We start from the raw sequence: 17,599 nt of genomic DNA, 5'->3' as shown, positions 1-17,599 counted from the left end.
GCACCGGTCATGGCTGTCTCCGTGCCCGTCTCAGTAGACGGGAAGCGTGCGCGGGCCGAGGTCGTCGCGGGCGGGGGGTGGCGCGAGGCGGACGGACGCGCCGAGGACCGTCAGACCGCGGGGTGCGACGACGACCGGCTCCAGGGTCACCGCGACGACCTCGGGGTGGTCGTCGACCAGCCTGGACACCCTCAGCAGCAGCTCTTCCAGCGCGGGGGTGTCGACCGGGGTCGAGCCCCGCCAGCCGAACAGGAGCGGCGCCGTCCGGATCGACCGGACCAGCGAGGCCGCCTCCCGGTCGGTGACCGGGACCAGCCGGTGCGCCATGTCGCCGAGCAGCTGTGAGGCGGCTCCCGCGAGCCCGAACGACAGGACGGCTCCGGCCGCCGGGTCGATGACGGCCCGTACGACCGTGTCCACACCGCGTGGTGCCATCGCCTGCACCACCGGCCTCAGCTCCTCCGGCTTCCCGAACAGCTCGGTCAACTCGGCGTACGCCCGACGCAGTTGCTCCTCGTCCGCGAGATCCAGTCGTACGCCGCCCAGGTCGGCGCGGTGGCGCAGGTGCGGGGCGGTGGCCTTGAGGGCGACGGGGTAACCGAGGGTCCCGGCGGCCCGGACGGCGTCGTCCGGGGTGAACGCGGGCACCGCCCTGCGCACGGGGATGCCGTACCGCCCGAGCAGCTCGCACGTCTCCTCGGTGCCGAGCGTGAGCCCCTGGCCGCGCGCGAGCATCCCGTCGATGAGCCGGGCGGCTCCCTTCTCGTCGATGTCCTCGTACTCGGGCACCTTGCCGGGATCGGCGCTGTCGCGCCGCCACTGCGCGTACTTCACGGCTTCGCCGAGGGCACGGACGGCGCGCTCGGCGGCGGGGTAGGCGGGGATGAGGCGGGAGCAGGTGGCGGGGGCGGCGGGTTCCTGTGCCCGTACCGGAGGGGGTAGTTGTTGCGACGGGCGGAGCCTGCGGGGGCCGGCCGCCGCGGTGTCCGGCTGCGGTGCGGTGCTCGCGGCGGCCGACAACGCCTCCGCGAGTCCTCCGAGCTCCACGTGCACCACCAGTACAGGCTTGCCCGGAACGGCCTCCGCGGCGGACCGCAGGGCCTCCGCCAATTCGGCATCCTCTGGCGACCCCTCCCCGATCGCCGGGATCGCGGTCACCACCACCGCATCGCACGCGTCGTCCCCCAGCGCCCGCAGCAGCGCCGCATGGAAGTCCTCCGCCGAGGCCCCCGTGGTCAGGTCCAGCGGCCTCAGCGGCCGGAGCCCCTCGGAGAGGCATGCGTCGTACGTCAGCAGCCCGAGGGACTCGGAGTTCCCCAGGATCGCCACGCGCGGCCCGGTCGGCAGCGGCTGCCGTGCGAGCAGCAGGCCCGCGTCGACCAGTTCGGTGATCGTGTCCACTCGGATCACCCCGGCCTGCCTGAGCAGCGCGGACACCGTCGCATGCGGCAGCCGTGTGGCCCGTACGGCATGTCCCTGCGGGGCGGAACCGGCGCCCTGGACCACGACCAGCGGCTTCGCGGCCGCCGTCCGCCGCGCGAGGCGGGTGAACTTGCGCGGGTTGCCGATGGACTCCAGGTACATGAGGACGACATCGGTGTCCGGGTCGTCGTACCAGTACTGGATGACGTCGTTGCCGGACACGTCCGCGCGGTTGCCGGACGACACGAAGGTGGACACGCCGGTGACTCCGGTGACTCCGCCGCCGCGTCGTTGCAGCCGGGACAGCAGCGCGATGCCGATGGCGCCGGACTGGGCGAACAGGCCGATCCGGCCGGGGCGGGGCATTTCGGGGGCGAGGGAGGCGTTCAGCCTTACGTCGGGGGACGTGTTGATGATCCCGAAGGCGTTCGGCCCGATGATCCGCATGCCGTACGTGCGCGCGTGCCGCACGAGTTCGCGCTGGCGCTCGCGACCCTCGGGCCCGCTCTCGGCGTACCCGGCGGAAACGACGACGAGCCCCTGCACGCCGTGCTCACCGCACTCGGTGACGGCCTCGGGGACATGCTCGGCCGGCACGGCGACGACCGCGAGGTCGACGGGCCCGTCGATGTCCCGGACGGAGCGGTGGGCGGGGACGCCGTCGAGTTCCTTGAGGTCTTCGGGGAGCGCCTTGTTCACGGCGTACAGCGACCCTGTGAAGCCGGCGTCACGGATGTTGTCGAGGATGCTGCGGCCCACGCCGCCGGGGGTGCGGCCGGTGCCGACGACGGCGACGGAGCCGGGCACGAGCAGCCGCCGTACGGACCGCCCCTCGGCGCGCTGCTCACGCGCGCGTTGGACGGCGAGTGAGCGGTCGGTGGGTTCGAGGTCGAACTCCAGGCGTACGACGCCGTCCTCGAAGCTGCGCTTCTGGGTGTACCCGGCGTCCGTGAACACCTTGATCATCTTGGTGTTGGCGGGCAGCACCTCGGCGGCGAAGCGGCGGATGCCGCGCTCCCGGGCGACCGCGCCGATGTGTTCGAGGAGGGCGGAGGCGACGCCGCGTCCCTGGTGGGCGTCCTGGACGAGGAAGGCGACCTCGGCCTCGTCGGCCGGAGCTGACGCGGGCATGCCATCAGCGCCGATGCGGTCATAGCGTACGGTGGCGATGAACTCGCCGCCGACAGTGGCCGCGAGTCCCACCCGGTCCACAAAGTCGTGGTGCGTGAAGCGGTGGACGTCCTTGGCGGACAGACGAGGGTAGGGCGCGAAGAAGCGGTAGTACTTCGACTCGTCCGACACCTGCTCGTAGAAGCTGACCAGGCGCTCGGCGTCATCAACGGTGATGGGGCGGATGCGCGCGGTGCCGCCGTCGCGCAGCACCACGTCGGCCTCCCAGTGGGCGGGGTACTCGTGCCGGTCCGGCGAGGTCTGCATGGGCCCCAGAGTACGGCTCGCGTCCGACAACGGCGCGGGGCAGTCTGTGGAGAACACGGCAGTCCGTTGAGAAGTGAACAAGGACGGAAGTCGGGCCGAGGCCGCGGTCCGACTGCCCACCCCGGACGGGACGAAGAACCGCTCCGGAGACGCTTCACGTTGTGGGAAACTGGTCTAGACAACCCTGAGACTCTGAAGGGCAGCATCACATGGCTGAGCGCCGCGTCAACGTCGGCTGGGCCGAGGGCCTCCACGCCCGCCCCGCTTCCATCTTCGTCCGGGCCGCCACGGCCGCAGGTATCCCGGTGACGATCGCCAAGGCCGACGGCAACCCCGTCAACGCGGCCTCCATGCTGGCCGTTCTCGGCCTGGGCGCCCAGGGCGGCGAGGAGATCGTCCTCGCCTCCGAGGCCGAGGGTGCGGACGTCGCCCTCGACCGCCTGGCGAAGCTGGTCTCCGAGGGGCTCGAGGAGCTCCCCGAGACCGTCTGAGCGCCACCCGCACCGAACGGCGGAGCCGCGTCACCTTTTCCGGGTGGCGCGGCTCCGCCGTTTTTCGCCGTACCGCCATTGCGGCTTCGTTCCGACGCCATTACCGCAGGCATAATCAGCACGCCCACCCGGGCATGCGAACGGCGCGCGAGCGGAAATTCCCGGCGCGCCAGAAAAAGAGCAGCGGAAATACTCCTCCGCCGAATATCTCCTCTTTGTATACGGCGCCCGTGTTAATGCCGCAGGCCCGTCATGTTTACGGGATGTTGCGAGTTCCTCACACCGTTTGCCCGCTCCGGGGCGCCGAAGCGCAGCCGGTGCGCCGCGCTCGAGCGCTCGGTGTGCAGCGTCGTGACCGCCCGCGCGCGCTCGCTGTCACCACGGGCCACGGCGTCGACGATCGCGCCGTGCTCCGCCCAGGACTCCACGGGGTTGGCCGGTGCCTCCACGGCGTACATCCAGGCGATCTTGTGCCGCAGCTGGGTCAGCATCGAGGTCAGCGCGGGGCTGCCGGAGGCCTGGGCGAGCGTCTCGTGGAACCAGCCTCCCAGGGAGCGCAGATCCTCGCTGTTGCCCCTCCTGGCCCGCTCCTGGCCCAGTCTGACCAGGCCGCGCAGGACCTTGAGGTGGGCATCGGTGCGCCGCTGGGCGGCCCGGGAGGCGCCGAGCGGCTCCAGGAGCATCCGCATCTCCAGCAGGTCGGCGGCCTCCTGCTCGGTCGGTTCCGCGACGCACGCGCCCGCGTGCCGCCGGGTCACCACGAAGCCCTCGGCCTCCAGGGTGCGCAGCGCCTCGCGGACGGGCACGCGCGAGACGCCGTAGCGGCGCGCGAGGAGTTCCTCGGTGAGCCGGCTGCCGCGCTCGTAGACACCGGCGACGATGTCGTCCCGGATCGCCGTGCACACCGAGTGCGCCGGAATACGCATGACCGACCTCCGACTTAATCCCCGTGAAACGTCGATGATTGACGTGTATCGGTGACTCTATTGCACGGAGCCGGAATTTCCGACGGCGGGCCGGAATCCATGGATATTTTTTGGACAGCAGGGCGACAGAAACGCCAAAAGCCCCGGCCGGGGAGCCGGGGCCTCAGGAGATCTTGCGATCCGTCGTCAGACGTTCACGCCGTGCGAGCGCAGGTAGGCGACGGGGTCGATGTCCGAGCCGTACTCGGGGGTCGTACGGGCCTCGAAGTGCAGGTGCGGTCCGGTGGTGTTGCCGGTCGCGCCCGAGAGGCCTATCTGCTGGCCCGGGGTGACGGTCTGGCCCACCGAGACGCCGATGGACGACAGATGGCCGTACTGGGTGTACGTGCCGTCGTTCATCTTGATCACGATCTGGTTGCCGTAGGCGCCGCCCCAGCCGGTCTCGACGACGGTGCCGGAGCCGACCGCGTGGACGGTCGTGCCGCTCGCGGCGTGGAAGTCGATGCCGGTGTGGCTGCCGGAGGACCACAGGGAGCTGCTGGCCTTGTAGCCCGTCGAGACATACGAGTTGGATATCGGCGCGACGAACATGTTGAGGCGCTTGCGCTCGGCCTCGCGGGCGGCGCGCTCCTTGGCCTCGCGCTCCGCCTTGGCCTTCGCGGCGGCCTTCTCTCGCGCCGCCTCCGCGGCCGCCTTCTTGAGCGCGGCCTCCTCGGCGGCCTGCTTCTGGGCGTCGGCCTGGGCGTCGATCCTGTCGGCGATCGTGTCGCCGATGGTGATGACGGGGGTGAGGCCGGTCTGCTCAGCGGAGGTGTCGGCGGCGAGCGCGGGGGCTGCCAGGGTGCCGATGACGCCGGTGGTGGCGAGGGCCGCGATCCCGGTGGCGCGGGTGGTGTTGCGGTGCATCCGCGTGGGACGGCGGTGCTTCCCGGTGGCGCGCGTGAACGCCATGTAGTGGCTGGTCCTTTCCTTCCCTCTCGCCTACCGGGTTAGCTGACGGGTTCGGAGCAGGAAGGTCTCCTACGGACCCCCTCGCTGCACGCGCGGGCGTCCGATTCACCCCAGGGACTGCGGTGGGTCCCCGGCTCCCCTGGCTCGCGCCGTACGGGGACTCGGCGATGGCTGTCCGGTGCCGCGGATGCGGCGCGGTGCCTGACGGACAGCCCGGACGACGCTAAGCGGGGCCGCTTTCAATCCCCAAACGGATCACGCCTTTTGTAGCGCATGCCACAGGGCAGACAGGCAACCTCTCCCTCAATTCGGACATTAAGGGGCCCTGGTGACTCATCAGTCACCAGGGCCCCTGCGCGCGCGTGCCGCTGACCGAGCCTCTACTCGGCCGTCACGACGCTGACTTCGCCGATCCCGAGGGCTTGGACGGGCTCCTTGATCTCGGCCGCGTCACCGACGAGAACCGTCACCAGACGGTCCACCGGGAAGGCGCTCACGGCCGCCGCGGTGGCCTCCACGGTGCCGGTCGCGGCGAGCTGCTGGTACAGCGTCCCCTGGTAGTCATCCGGCAGGTGCTGCTCGACCTGGTCGGCCAGCGTGCTCGCCACGGCCGCCGCGGTCTCGTACTTGAGCGGCGCCACCCCGACGAGGTTCTGTACGGCGACGTCGCGCTCGGCGTCGGTGAGGCCGCCCTCGGCGAGCGTGCGCAGCACCGTCCACAGGTCCTGCAGCGCCGGGCCGGTGTTCGGGGTGTCGACGGAACCGCTGATCGCGAGCATCGCGGCACCGGAGCCGTCCGGGGCGGACCTGAGGACCTGGCCGAACGCGCGCACACCGTAGGTGTAGCCCTTCTCCTCGCGCAGGACGCGGTCCAGGCGCGAGGTGAGGGTGCCGCCGAGGCAGTACGTGCCGAGCACCTGAGCGGGCCACACGCGGTCGTGCCGGTCGGCGCCGACGCGGCCGATGAGCAGCTGCGTCTGGACGGCTCCGGGACGGTCCACGATGATCACGCGCCCGGTGTCGTCGGCGGTCACCGGCGGCACGGGGCGGGGCTCGGCCGAGGAACCCGTCCAGGCGCCCAGGGTGTCGCCGAGCAGCCCGTCCAGGTCGATGCCGGTGAGGTCGCCGACGACGACGGCGGTGGCCGTGGCGGGCCGGACATGGCGGTCGTAGAAGGCACGTACGGCCGCCGCGTCGATCTTCTCGACCGTCTCCTCGGTGCCCTGGCGCGGGCGCGACATGCGCGAGGTCGCCGGGAACAGCTCCTTGGAGAGCTCCTTGGCGGCGCGGCGCGAGGGGTTGGCCAGCTCGTGCGGGATCTCGTCGAGGCGGTTGCGGACCAGCCGCTCGACCTCGCTGTCGGCGAACGCGGGCGCCCTGAGGGCGTCGGCGAGCAGGCCGAGCGCCTTGGCCAGGCGGGAGGCCGGGACCTCCAGGCTCAGGCGTACGCCCGGGTGGTCGGCGTGCGAGTCGAGGGTGGCGCCGCAGCGCTCCAGCTCGGCGGCGAACTCCTCGGCGGAGTGCTTGTCGGTGCCCTCCGAGAAGGCCCGCGCCATGATCGTGGCGACGCCTTCGAAGCCGGCCGGCTCGGCCTCCAGGGGCGCGTCCAGGAGTACCTCGACGGCGACGACCTGCTGTCCGGGGCGGTGGCAGCGCAGCACGGTCAGGCCGTTGTCGAGCGCGCCGCGCTGCGGGGCCGGGAAGGCCCAGGGCCTGGCCTCGCCCGCCTGGGGCTGCGGGTGGAACTGCATCGTGGCGAGCTCGCTCACTTGGCCGCCTCCTCGTTCTGGTTGGTGGCTTCCACCGTGGCTTCGGACTCGGGGTCTTCGGGGAAGTCCTCGTCCTGGGTGTGCTCCGCGGACTCGGCCGAGAGCGGCTCGTAGACGAGCACCGCGCGGTTGTCGGGCCGCAGGCGGGCCTTGGCGACCTCCTTGACCTCCTCGGCCGTCACCTCCAGGACGCGCTGGACGGCGGTGAGGGCGAGCTGCGGGTCGCCGAACAGGACGGCGAACCGGCACAGTTCGTCGGCGCGGCCCGCGACCGTGCCGAGCCGGTCCAGCCACTCGCGCTCCAACTGGGCCTGGGCGCGCTCCATTTCCTCGGCCGTGGGGCCCTCCGCGGCGAACCGGGCGAGCTCCTCGTCGATGGCGGTCTCGATGACCGGCACCTCGACGTCACCGGAGGTCTTCACGTCCAGCCAGCCCAGGGAGGGCGCTCCGGCGAGGCGCAGCAGGCCGAATCCGGCCGCGACGGCCGTACGGTCGCGCCGTACAAGCCGGTTGTAGAGGCGGGAGGACTCGCCGCCGCCGAGGACGGTGAGCGCCAGGTCGGCGGCGTCCGCCTCGCGCGTGCCGTCGTGCGGCAGCCGGTATGCCGCCATCAGGGCGCGCGCCGGGACCTCCTCCTCGATGACCTCGCGCAGCTGCTCACCGATGATCTCGGGCAGCGAGCCGTCGCGGGGCGCCGGCTTCCCGTCGTGCGCGGCGATGGACCCGAAGTACTTCTCGATCCAGGCGAGCGTCTGCTCCGGGTCGATGTCGCCGACCACCGAAAGGACGGCGTTGCCCGGCGCGTAGTACGTGCGGAAGAACGTGCGCGCGTCCTCCAGGGTCGCCGCGTCCAGGTCGGCCATCGAGCCGATCGGCGTGTGGTGGTAGGGGTGGCCCTCCGGGTAGGCGAGGGCGGTCAGCCGCTCGAACGCCGTGCCGTACGGCACGTTGTCGTAGCGCTGCCTGCGCTCGTTCTTGACGACGTCCCGCTGGTTCTCCATGGACTCGTCGTCGAGGGCGGCGAGCAGGGAGCCCATGCGGTCGGCCTCCAGCCAGAGAGCGAGCTCCAACTGGTGGGCGGGCATGGTCTCGAAGTAGTTGGTGCGCTCGAAGCTGGTGGTGCCGTTGAGCGAGCCGCCGGCCCCCTGGACCAGCTCGAAGTGCCCGTTGCCCTTGACCTGCCCGGAGCCCTGGAACATCAGGTGCTCGAAAAGGTGAGCCAGGCCGGTACGTCCCTTGACTTCGTGGCGCGAGCCGACGTCGTACCAGAGGCACACCGCCGCGACCGGGGTCAGGTGATCCTCGGAGAGCACCACGCGCAGGCCGTTGGCCAGGCGGTGCTCGGTCGCTGTCAGGCCCCCGGTGCCTGCCTGGTCTGTGGCCGTGTGACCCATGGGCATGTACGTCCCTTCGATCGCGGATGCGGTGGTTGAAACCGCGGTTTTCCTGCCGGTCCTGCCACTGTATGCAAGCGTGCAGATCATCGGCGAAGTTCCCGGACGACGTACGCCCACAGCGGATCGCGTAGCCTGCGTCCACGCCTGGCGGGAGGGCCGACGTCAGGTCCTCGTCCGCGTTGTCAGTGCCACGGTCCACAATGGTCCGCGTCAGATATCGTTCACGCTTGAGCAAGGAGCCGGCAGCGATGGCCCGCCGCACCACGAAGACCCCGCCGCCCGACGACTCGTACGAGGAGAAGATCCTCGACATCGACGTCGTCGACGAGATGCAGGGCTCCTTCCTCGAGTACGCGTACTCGGTCATCTACTCCCGAGCCCTGCCCGACGCCCGGGACGGCCTCAAGCCGGTGCACCGGCGCATCGTCTACCAGATGAACGAGATGGGGCTGCGCCCCGACCGCGGCTATGTGAAGTGCGCGCGCGTGGTCGGCGAGGTCATGGGCAAGCTGCACCCGCACGGCGACGCGTCGATCTACGACGCCCTGGTGCGCATGGCCCAGCCCTTCTCGATGCGCGTGCCTTTGGTCGACGGCCACGGCAACTTCGGCTCGCTGGGCAACGACGACCCGCCGGCCGCCATGCGGTACACCGAGTGCCGCCAGGCCCAGGCGACGAGCCTGATGACGGAGTCGATCGACGAGGACACGGTCGACTTCACACCCAACTACGACGGCCAGGAGCAGGAGCCTGTCGCCCTGCCGGCCGCCTTCCCGAACCTGCTGGTGAACGGCTCGTCGGGCATCGCGGTCGGCATGGCGACGAACATGCCGCCGCACAACCTCGCCGAGGTCATCTCGGCCGCCCGGCACCTGATCCGCTACCCGGGCGCGGACCTCGACACCCTGATGAAGCACGTCCCCGGCCCCGACCTGCCCACCGGCGGCCGCATCGTCGGCCTCGCCGGCATCCGGGACGCGTACGAGACGGGCCGCGGCACCTTCAAGATCCGTGCCACGGTCGAGATCGAGACCGTCACCGCCCGCCGCAAGGGCCTCGTCGTCACCGAACTGCCCTTCACGGTCGGTCCGGAGAAGGTCATCGCCAAGATCAAGGACCTGGTCGGCTCCAAGAAGATCCAGGGCATCGCCGACGTCAAGGACCTCACCGACCGCGCGCACGGCCTGCGCCTGGTCATCGAGATCAAGAACGGCTTCGTGCCGGAAGCCGTCCTGGAGCAGCTGTACAAGCTGACGCCGATGGAGGAGTCCTTCGGCATCAACAACGTCGCGCTGGTGGACGGCCAGCCGCTCACGCTGGGCCTCAAGGAGCTCCTGGAGGTCTACCTCGACCACCGCTTCGAGGTCGTGCGCCGCCGCAGCGAGTTCCGCCGCACCAAGCGCCGCGACCGGCTGCACCTGGTGGAGGGCCTGCTGACCGCCCTCGTCGACATCGACGAGGTCATCCGTCTGATCCGCTCCAGCGAGAACTCCGCGCAGGCCAAGGAGCGCCTGATGGAGCGCTTCTCCCTGTCGGACATCCAGACCCAGTACATCCTGGACACGCCGCTGCGCCGGCTGACCAAGTACGACCGCATCGAGCTGGAGTCGGAGAAGGACAGGCTCAACGCGGAGATCGCGGAACTGACCCGGATCCTGGAGTCGGACGCGGAGCTGCGCAAGCTGGTCTCCTCCGAACTGGCCGCGGTGGCCAAGAAGTTCGGCACCGAGCGGCGTACGGTCCTGCTGGAGGCGTCCGGCGCCCCGGCGGCCGCCGTACCGCTGCAGGTCGCGGACGACCCGTGCCGGATCCTGCTCTCCTCCACGGGCCTGTTGGCCCGCACCTCGAACGGCGAGCCCTTCCCGGAGGACGCCGACGCCCGGCGCACCAAGCACGACGTGATCGTGTCCGCGGTCCCGGCGACGGCACGCGGCGAGATCGGTGCGGTGACCTCCTCCGGCCGTCTGCTGCGGATCAACGTCGTCGACCTTCCCCAGCTGCCGGAGACGGTGTCGGCACCGAACCTCTCCGGCGGGGCGCCCCTGTCGGAGTTCCTCTCCCTTGAGGACGACGAGACGGTGGTCTGCCTGACCACGCTGGACGAGTCCTCCCCCGGCCTCGCGCTCGGCACCGCTCAGGGCGTCGTCAAGCGTGTGGTCCCCGACTACCCGTCCAACAAGGAGGAGTTGGAGGTCATCACCCTCAAGGACGGCGACCGGATCGTCGGCGCGGTCGAGCTGCGCACCGGCGAGGAGGACCTGGTCTTCATCACGGACGACGCGCAGTTGCTGCGCTACCAGGCCGCGCAGGTCCGCCCCCAGGGCCGTCCGGCGGGCGGTATGGCGGGCATCAAGCTCACCGAGGGCGCCAAGGTCATCTCCTTCACGGCGGTGGACCCGGCGGCGGATGCAGTCGTGTTCACGGTCGCGGGCTCGCGCGGCACGCTCGACGACTCGGTCCAGACGACGGCCAAGCTGACCCCGTTCGACCAGTACCCGCGCAAGGGCCGCGCCACCGGCGGCGTCCGCTGCCAGCGGTTCCTGAAGGGCGAGGACTGCCTGTCGCTGGCCTGGGCGGGCACCGTCCCGGCCAAGGCGGCGCAGAAGAACGGCACCCCGGCCGACCTCCCCGAGATCGACCCGCGCCGCGACGGCTCGGGCGTGTCTCTGGGGAAGACGGTGGCGGTGGTGGCGGGACCCGTTTAGACCGGCGGCTCCACCGGGTCCTCTTCCGGATCCTGTACGTAGCGCAGGACGCCCCACATACCGTGCTCGTCGGCGGTGTGCGGGGCGTCGCTGTTGCACGCCTCGAGTTCCTTGCGGAGGGCGGGCGCGTCGATGCCGGAGCCGATGAGGACGACCTGAGTCACTCGCGCGTCGCCCGGCGCCCAGGGCTCCGGGTAGAACCGGAGGAAGCGCCCCACCGCGTGCACGGCGTAGCGGTTGTGGACGTCGTACGCCCCGAAGTCGACGTACCCCTTGATCCGGTACAGCCCCTCGGGCCTGCTGTCGAGGAACTCCATCAACCGGCGTGGATCCAGGGGCACTTCGGAGGTGAAGGACAGGCTGTCGTATGCCGCATGCAGGTGGTCGGCGTGGCCGTGCTCGCCGTGTTCGTGCAGGTCGTCGAAGGACAGCTGCCCGATGCGCTCCTCGCTCGGCCTGCAGTCGAAGAGGAACTCGGGATCGATGCGGCCGTAGGTGGCCGGGACGACGGCAGCACGGTCGACGAGGGAGCGGACGAGCCCGAGGACGCGCTCGGCGTCCGGCGCACGGTCGAGCTTGTTGACGACGACGAGGTCGGCGAGGGCGAGATGCCGGTCGACCTCGGGATGCTTCACGCGCGTGTCGTCGAACTCGGCGGCGTCGACGACCTCGACGAGGCCGCCGTACACGATCCCCGGCTGCTCACTGGCGAGCACCATGCGCACGAGTTCCTGGGGTTCGGCGAGGCCGCTGGCCTCGATCACGATGACGTCGATGCCGGCGGAGGGCCGGGCGAGCCGCTCGAGATAGAGGTCCAGCTCACTGACGTCGACGGCACAGCACAGGCAGCCGTTGCCGAGCGAGACGGTGGAATCGCCCAGTGCTCCGGCCACAGCCATGGCATCGATCTCGATGGCACCGAAGTCATTGACGACGGCACCGATACGGCTGCCACCGCTGCGGTGGAGGAGGTGATTGAGGAGGGTGGTCTTGCCGGAGCCCAGGAATCCGGCGAGTACGACGACCGGGATCTGCCGGAGGTTCTGGCTCGGCTGACTCAACGTGCGACCTCTCTGACACCGACGCGCACACCGGATCGCGGTCCCGGCGCACATACGAGGATTGAATGCCGGACCAGGATACGAGCCGGAATAATCACCGCGAAGTGAACGATTGTTAGCAGCACTTGCGGGGCAGACGTTGGGCAAGGCGCCGGAGCGTGCGACCCTCGCTTCCTTCCGTGCGCCGCCTCTCCGCCTCCCTGCCGATCAGAGCCGCTCGGCACCCTGGGAGACGGCAAGCGCCGCCCACCGCTCGCCGGTCCCCATCAGTCGACCCGCACCCCGACGACCGGCGGACGGCCGCCTGACTCGGGGGTTGACATGGCCACACAGAAGCGTGGAGCACGATGGGGGGCGATCGCCGCGGCAGGTGTAGGCCTGGCGTCGGGGGCGCTGGCAACCCTTGCCGCGCAGCGACACGTCATCGACTCGCTCCGCGCACGCGTGGAACGTCTGGAGCAGTCCGCACAGAGTCAGCGCGATGCCAATATCGCCCAACAACAGCGCCTGCACTGGGAACTGCTGAGCAAAGCCATGGACGATCCCGAACTCGCCGAGGTGCTCGACACCTACGAGGAAGCGGTTTCCGCCAAGAAGCAGCGCCAGTTCCTGTTCGCCAACGCTCTCTACACCAATGCCCTCTGCTACTACCGGATCGGCAACATCAGCCGAGAGGAATTCTTCGGATTTGCCCGAGGCATCCTGCAGAATCCAATCTTCAGGGAGTATTGGTACGCGACTCGCCCCCATCGAGCCACGCTGATCGACACTTCCGAGGAGGCGGAGCTCGGACAGATGGTCGACGATCTCCTGCGTCAACTCGACGAAGCGGACAGCGACGAGTGGTGGGTTGTGGGTGAGCCCCCGGCCGACTAGCACTGCCCTCGCCCCGGCCGCCGGACTTGGAGTCCATCCACCGATGTGCCTTTCAGGTACATCACACCGTCGGGCGATAACGAACTGGCAAACTCGCACGTTTCCCCTGATGCCAACAGGGTTGACTGCTCCGCGATCGCGTTAAGGGTCGACCCCCATTGAACCGTCGCTCCACGCCGCTCGGTCGTCGAAGCAACAACCCCACAGGGTCGCATCGCACCGCAGCGCCCAGGCGCCCAGGCCTTGAGACCAAGGGGAACTTGAACAGTGAGTCAGATCATCCGTCGGCTAGGCACACCTCCGAGAGCTCGGGGAAGCGTGTCCGGACAGAATTGCCCGGACATCTTCGAGTTGGCCGACGGTAACTTCGCCGTCATCGGAACCGACGCCACGAACGGGCTGGACACCCAGCTACCGGCCGACACGCCTCTGACCGAGGGCGGCTGCATCGTCGTGGTCACACGCGAAACCCTGATTCACGCCAAGACCGACATTCCCCTTGATGCCGGCAACTCGTACATCACCACTGCTGTGCCTGACGCAGAGCAATCACAGAGTGCCGGTTCCAGGCCAGCGCCTACATCCATGAACAGGGGAGGCCAACACCAAGTGAAAATCGTACGACGGATCGGCAAGCCGCCCCGGCAACGCCAGTCATCACCCAGCATCAATGCAGGAACCTGCCCGGACATCTTCGAGCTCAGCGATGGCAACTTCGCCGTCATCGGCACCGAGGCCACGGCAGAACTCGACAGGGAGCTGCCCAGCGACGCCGCTCGCGCCGACTACGAACGCATCGTCGTCATCAACCGCGAGACTCTGATCGAGGCAAAGAAGGACATCCCCGACGCCTGATCGCGTCACCGGCCGATAGGCCGTTCCGGGCTCGGCGCCAGACGGTGCCGAGCCCTTTGCACGCCAGAGCACAACGCAGGCGCCAACCTCAAACGTTCAGCACCTTCACGCCTCAGGAAGCAGCAGGCACCGCCACCGGCGCCCCCGGCCCCACATACCGTGCCACCGGCCTGATGATCTTCGAGTCCTCCGCCTGTTCCAGGATGTTCGCGCTCCAGCCCACCACCCGCGCAGCCGCGAACGTCGGAGTGAACATCTCGCGGGGCAGACCGCACAGTTCCATGACCACACCCGCGTAGAACTCGACGTTCGTGTGGAGTTCGCGGCCTGGCTTCAGTTCCGCCAGGACCGCCTCGACGTGGCGCTCGACCTCCACGGCGAACTCCACACGCGGGCCGCCGAAGCTCTGGGCCAGCTCGCGCAGCATCCGGGAACGGGGGTCCTCGGTGCGGTAGACGGGGTGGCCGAAGCCCATGATGCGGTCGCCGGCGAGGACGCGTTCGCGGATCCAGGGGTCGATGCGGTCGGGGGTGCCGATCGCGTCCAGAGTGTCCAGCGCGCGGCTGGGCGCACCACCGTGCAGCGGACCGGAGAGCGCCCCCACGGCTCCGACGAGACACGCGGCCACATCCGCCCCCGTCGACGTGATGACACGCGCCGTGAAGGTTGATGCATTGAAGCCGTGATCAATGGTTGAGATCAAGTACTTCTCGACCGCCCGGGCCCGCTTCGGCTCCGGCACCGAACCCGTCAGCATGTAGAGGTAGTTGGCCGCATAGGGCAGGTCGTCCCGGGGCTCCACCGGTTCGAGGCCCCGACCCAGCCGGTGCAGCGCCGTGAGCAGCGTCGGTACGGCCGCGGCCGCCACGAGGGTGTCCTGACGGCGGTCGGCCACGTCGATGTCGTACACCGGCCGGAAGCCCTTCGCCGCGCCGAGCAGCGACAACGCGGTACGCATGCCGGCCAGCGGGCCCGACCGTCCCCTCGCCGCCGCAATGGCGGGCAGAGCCGCCCGTACCTCGTCGGGCAGCCGCCGCAGGGCCGCCACCTCGGAGACGAAGGCCGCACGCTGCGCCTCGTCCGGCAGTTCGCCGTGAACCAGGAGATGCCAGACGTCCTCGAAACCGCGGGTCTGCGCGAGTTCGACGGCCGAGTACTGGCGGTAGTGGTAGAAGCCCTCGAGCCCCCGGACATCCCCGATCTCTGTGTCGGTGACGACGACGCCGGCGAGTCCCCGCGGCACGTCGACGGTGGCGGCTGCTGACCTGTTGACGGACATGATTCCTCCCTGGACTTGATTCAACTGTCCATGCTTGACTAAATGGCTGTCAATATTGATTGAATCAATGCATTGGATCCATACGTCGTGATGCGGATACGGTGACCCCATGCGCGATCAAGACCCCTCCGCCGGTCACGCCGAACGCCGGCTGACCACCAAGGAAGCCGCCGAACTGCTGGGCGTGAAGCCCGAGACCGTGTACGCATACGTGAGCCGCGGCCAGCTCAGCAGCCGACGCGTGCCCGGCGGCCGGGGCAGCACCTTCGACGTCAAGGAGGTGGAGGCACTCGCGCGCCGCAACAGGCGTGAGAGCAGCGGGAGTTCGCCCTCGGGCGGCGAACTCTCCGTACGGACCCGCATCACGCTCATCGAGACGGACCGGTACTTCTTCCGTGGCGTCGACGCCACCGAACTGGCCATGCGCCACTCCTACGAAGAGGTCGCCGAGTGGCTGTGGACCGGCCGGCTGCGCCCCGGCATCGCGTTCACCGCGCCCGAGGCCTCCGTCGCCGTGGCCCGCCGCGCCGTCGACGCGCTGCCCGAACACACCGGGCCGACCGACCGGTTGCGCGTTGCGGCGATCGCCGCCGCGGTGGCGGACCCGCTGCGCTTCGACCTCTCCGAGGACGCAGTGCTCGGCACCGCGCGCACCCTCATCCCCACCCTGGTCGCCGCCCTGCCGCCTGCCCTGCGCGGCCACCGCGACGAGGGTCCGCTGGCGCACCGCCTGTGGGCGCGGCTGAGCGGACGGGACGCCGACGAGGCCTCGCTGCGCGTGCTGGACACCGCGCTCGCCCTCCTCGTCGACCACGACCTCGCCGCCTCGACCCTTGCGGTGCGCGTCGCCGCCTCGGCCCGCGCCCACGCCTACGCGGCCGTCTCCGCCGGGCTCGGTGTGCTGGAAGGCCCCCTGCACGGAGCGGCCAGCGGCCTCGCCCACCGGCTGCTGCTGGACGTGCTCGACGAGGGCAACGCGGCCCCCGTCATCGCGGAAGAGCTGCGGGCGGGCCGCCGCATCCCGGGACTCGGCCACCGGCTCTACCCCGGCGAGGACCCACGCGCGCGTGTCCTGTTCGGCCTCCTGGAGGAGATCCCCCGCGCCGCTCCCGCCCTCGCCGCGGCCCGCGACATCGTGGCGACCACCGCCCGCCACACGCCGCTGCATGCCAACGTCGATCTGGCCCTGGCCGTGCTCACCGCGTCCTCGGGCATGCCCTCCACCGCGGGCGAGACGATCTTCGCCGTGGCGCGTACGGCGGGCTGGATCGCCCACGCGCTGGAGGAGTACGGGGAACGCCCGCTGCGCATGCGGCCCAGCGGACACTACGTCGGTCCGAAGCCGCCCCAACCGCTGCCGGAGCAGGATCAGTCCCGGCCGGCGTAGGACACGAACGCGGCCGGAAGTCGCCGTGAGCCAAGTCAGGTTAGGCTCACCTCTGTGAGTACGTGCTCAACCGTGTCCCGAGAGCTCGGCGAGCCCATTTCGGGAACCGCGGCCACCGCGAGGACCTGGCTGCTGCTGGAGCAGCCGGGGCCCTGGGGCGCCAAGGCGCTCACTTCGAGCCACCTCGATCCGGCACTCGGCCGCGCCCTGGAGGCGGCCGCGAAGGGGACGGGCGTACGTATCGCGTTGATCCGCCGCCCAGGACGGCACGCCGACTGCGGCACGCCGACCACGCGGCAGGTGTACATGGCCCACACCATGCCCGGCAACGCGTGGCTGCACTCCGCCACCGTCTGCGATCCGCGGGCTCTGCTCGACCTCGACCTCGCCGCGCTCGGCAGGGGCGAGCACGCCACCTTCGACTCGGTGCTCGGTGGCCAAGCGCACGCCGGTGGTCCGCTCGCCCTCGTCTGCACCAACGGCAAGCGCGACCGCTGCTGCGCTCTGCTCGGCCGCCCGCTCGCGGCGGAGCTCGCCACCTCCGAGGTGGAGGGCGTCTGGGAGGTCACTCATTTGGGTGGCCATCGCTTCTCGCCCACGCTGCTCGTCCTGCCGTACGGATACGCGTACGGCCGCGCCGAGGCCCATGCCGTCAAGGAGATCCTGCACGGCGTCCAGGAAGGCCGGATCGTCGTGGAGGGATGCCGCGGGAGCTCCGCCTGGGAGCGGCCCGGTCAGGCGGCCGAGCTGGCCGTGCGCACGGCCGTCCGCGAGTACGCCGCGGACGCCCTGAGCGTCGTACGAATGGACGGAGCCGCACCGCGCTGGCGGGTGACCGTCGACCACGCGGACGGACGCAGGTGGCGCGTCGAGGTGGCCCAGGGCGCGTCCCTGCCAGCCCGCCCGGAGAGCTGCGGGACGTCGATTCTCGGCTCACCTGCGCGTATGGAGGTCTTGGCGGTGCACGAGCTGAGCACGACCGCACTCGCGAGTTGACCCGGCGATCAATGCTTCGACCCGCTCGGCTCAGCATTGATCAAGAG

Annotated in this window: 13 protein-coding genes and 1 riboswitch; of the genes, 6 read left to right on the top strand and 7 right to left on the bottom strand. The window is 70.2% G+C overall.

The window, feature by feature from the left end:
- Positions 1-30: 30 nt before the first annotated feature.
- The gene (locus ACFY10_RS08600; protein ID WP_390664321.1) at positions 31-2,859 is read right to left on the bottom strand and encodes a GNAT family N-acetyltransferase; all 2,829 of its coding nucleotides are present in this window, start codon (positions 2,857-2,859) and stop codon (positions 31-33) included.
- A 209-nt stretch (positions 2,860-3,068) separates the two neighbouring features.
- Here ACFY10_RS08600 and ACFY10_RS08595 point away from each other — a divergent pair, with 209 nt between their 5' ends.
- The gene (locus ACFY10_RS08595; protein ID WP_030605519.1) at positions 3,069-3,350 is read left to right on the top strand and encodes an HPr family phosphocarrier protein; all 282 of its coding nucleotides are present in this window, start codon (positions 3,069-3,071) and stop codon (positions 3,348-3,350) included.
- A 233-nt stretch (positions 3,351-3,583) separates the two neighbouring features.
- Here ACFY10_RS08595 and ACFY10_RS08590 read toward each other — a convergent pair whose 3' ends face one another.
- The 4 genes from ACFY10_RS08590 to ACFY10_RS08575 all read right to left on the bottom strand — a co-directional run bounded on the left by ACFY10_RS08590 (position 3,584) and on the right by ACFY10_RS08575 (position 8,396).
- Positions 3,584-4,276 carry a GntR family transcriptional regulator gene (locus ACFY10_RS08590; RefSeq protein ID WP_390664320.1) on the bottom strand — a complete coding sequence of 231 codons (693 nt, stop codon included), beginning with the start codon at positions 4,274-4,276 and terminating at the stop codon, positions 3,584-3,586.
- 186 nt (positions 4,277-4,462) lie between these two features.
- Complete coding sequence (locus ACFY10_RS08585) at positions 4,463-5,227, bottom strand: M23 family metallopeptidase (protein ID WP_390664319.1); 765 nt, start codon at positions 5,225-5,227, stop codon at positions 4,463-4,465.
- A 12-nt stretch (positions 5,228-5,239) separates the two neighbouring features.
- Positions 5,240-5,404, bottom strand: a riboswitch (cyclic di-AMP (ydaO/yuaA leader).
- A gap of 203 nt (positions 5,405-5,607) precedes the next feature.
- The gene (locus tag ACFY10_RS08580) at positions 5,608-6,996 is read right to left on the bottom strand and encodes a M16 family metallopeptidase (RefSeq protein WP_390664318.1); all 1,389 of its coding nucleotides are present in this window, start codon (positions 6,994-6,996) and stop codon (positions 5,608-5,610) included.
- Positions 6,993-8,396 carry a M16 family metallopeptidase gene (locus tag ACFY10_RS08575; protein WP_390664317.1) on the bottom strand — a complete coding sequence of 468 codons (1,404 nt, stop codon included), beginning with the start codon at positions 8,394-8,396 and terminating at the stop codon, positions 6,993-6,995. The genes ACFY10_RS08580 and ACFY10_RS08575 overlap by 4 nt, the downstream gene beginning before the upstream one ends.
- 245 nt (positions 8,397-8,641) lie before the next feature.
- Here ACFY10_RS08575 and ACFY10_RS08570 point away from each other — a divergent pair, with 245 nt between their 5' ends.
- Positions 8,642-11,098 carry a DNA topoisomerase (ATP-hydrolyzing) subunit A gene (locus ACFY10_RS08570; protein ID WP_390664914.1) on the top strand — a complete coding sequence of 819 codons (2,457 nt, stop codon included), beginning with the start codon at positions 8,642-8,644 and terminating at the stop codon, positions 11,096-11,098.
- Here ACFY10_RS08570 and ACFY10_RS08565 read toward each other — a convergent pair.
- Positions 11,095-12,159 carry a CobW family GTP-binding protein gene (locus ACFY10_RS08565; protein WP_390664316.1) on the bottom strand — a complete coding sequence of 355 codons (1,065 nt, stop codon included), beginning with the start codon at positions 12,157-12,159 and terminating at the stop codon, positions 11,095-11,097. The genes ACFY10_RS08570 and ACFY10_RS08565 overlap by 4 nt on opposite strands.
- 321 nt (positions 12,160-12,480) lie before the next feature.
- On the opposite strand from ACFY10_RS08565, the gene ACFY10_RS08560 reads away from it, so the two are divergent.
- Together ACFY10_RS08560 and ACFY10_RS08555 are read left to right on the top strand one after the other, a co-directional pair.
- On the top strand, positions 12,481-13,035 hold the full coding sequence (locus ACFY10_RS08560; protein ID WP_390664315.1) for a DUF6082 family protein: 555 nt from the start codon (positions 12,481-12,483) through the stop codon (positions 13,033-13,035).
- Positions 13,036-13,644: 609 nt separating this feature from the next.
- On the top strand, positions 13,645-13,890 hold the full coding sequence (locus tag ACFY10_RS08555; RefSeq protein ID WP_390664913.1) for a hypothetical protein: 246 nt from the start codon (positions 13,645-13,647) through the stop codon (positions 13,888-13,890).
- Between the two features lie 112 nt (positions 13,891-14,002).
- Here ACFY10_RS08555 and ACFY10_RS08550 read toward each other — a convergent pair whose 3' ends face one another.
- Positions 14,003-15,169 carry a citrate synthase gene (locus ACFY10_RS08550; protein ID WP_390664314.1) on the bottom strand — a complete coding sequence of 389 codons (1,167 nt, stop codon included), beginning with the start codon at positions 15,167-15,169 and terminating at the stop codon, positions 14,003-14,005.
- 109 nt (positions 15,170-15,278) lie between these two features.
- Between ACFY10_RS08550 and ACFY10_RS08545 the strand changes: the two genes are divergently transcribed.
- Positions 15,279-16,556: a citrate synthase gene (locus ACFY10_RS08545; RefSeq protein WP_390664313.1), complete on the top strand. Its 1,278-nt coding sequence runs from the start codon at positions 15,279-15,281 to the stop codon at positions 16,554-16,556.
- Positions 16,557-16,610: 54 nt separating this feature from the next.
- Positions 16,611-17,552 carry a sucrase ferredoxin gene (locus tag ACFY10_RS08540; RefSeq protein ID WP_390664312.1) on the top strand — a complete coding sequence of 314 codons (942 nt, stop codon included), beginning with the start codon at positions 16,611-16,613 and terminating at the stop codon, positions 17,550-17,552.
- The last annotated feature ends 47 nt before the right edge of the window (positions 17,553-17,599 follow it).

The sequence above is a fragment of the Streptomyces sp. NPDC001401 genome, assembly GCF_042895385.1.
In the GTDB taxonomy this organism is placed as follows: Bacteria; Actinomycetota; Actinomycetes; order Streptomycetales; family Streptomycetaceae; genus Streptomyces.
Note: the sequence above shows the minus strand (reverse complement) of the source record. Positions and strands in the feature narration are given on the sequence as shown.

Excerpts from the sequence above, each read along its gene's own strand:
- ACFY10_RS08600 (WP_390664321.1), bottom strand. The coding sequence starts at position 2,859 with ATGCAGACCTCGCCGGACCGGCACGAGTACCCCGCCCACTGGGAGGCC.
- ACFY10_RS08595 (WP_030605519.1), top strand. The coding sequence starts at position 3,069 with ATGGCTGAGCGCCGCGTCAACGTCGGCTGGGCCGAGGGCCTCCACGCC.
- ACFY10_RS08590 (WP_390664320.1), bottom strand. The coding sequence starts at position 4,276 with ATGCGTATTCCGGCGCACTCGGTGTGCACGGCGATCCGGGACGACATC.
- ACFY10_RS08585 (WP_390664319.1), bottom strand. The coding sequence starts at position 5,227 with ATGGCGTTCACGCGCGCCACCGGGAAGCACCGCCGTCCCACGCGGATG.
- ACFY10_RS08575 (WP_390664317.1), bottom strand. The coding sequence starts at position 8,396 with ATGCCCATGGGTCACACGGCCACAGACCAGGCAGGCACCGGGGGCCTG.
- ACFY10_RS08570 (WP_390664914.1), top strand. The coding sequence starts at position 8,642 with ATGGCCCGCCGCACCACGAAGACCCCGCCGCCCGACGACTCGTACGAG.
- ACFY10_RS08560 (WP_390664315.1), top strand. The coding sequence starts at position 12,481 with ATGGCCACACAGAAGCGTGGAGCACGATGGGGGGCGATCGCCGCGGCA.
- ACFY10_RS08550 (WP_390664314.1), bottom strand. The coding sequence starts at position 15,169 with ATGTCCGTCAACAGGTCAGCAGCCGCCACCGTCGACGTGCCGCGGGGA.
- ACFY10_RS08545 (WP_390664313.1), top strand. The coding sequence starts at position 15,279 with ATGCGCGATCAAGACCCCTCCGCCGGTCACGCCGAACGCCGGCTGACC.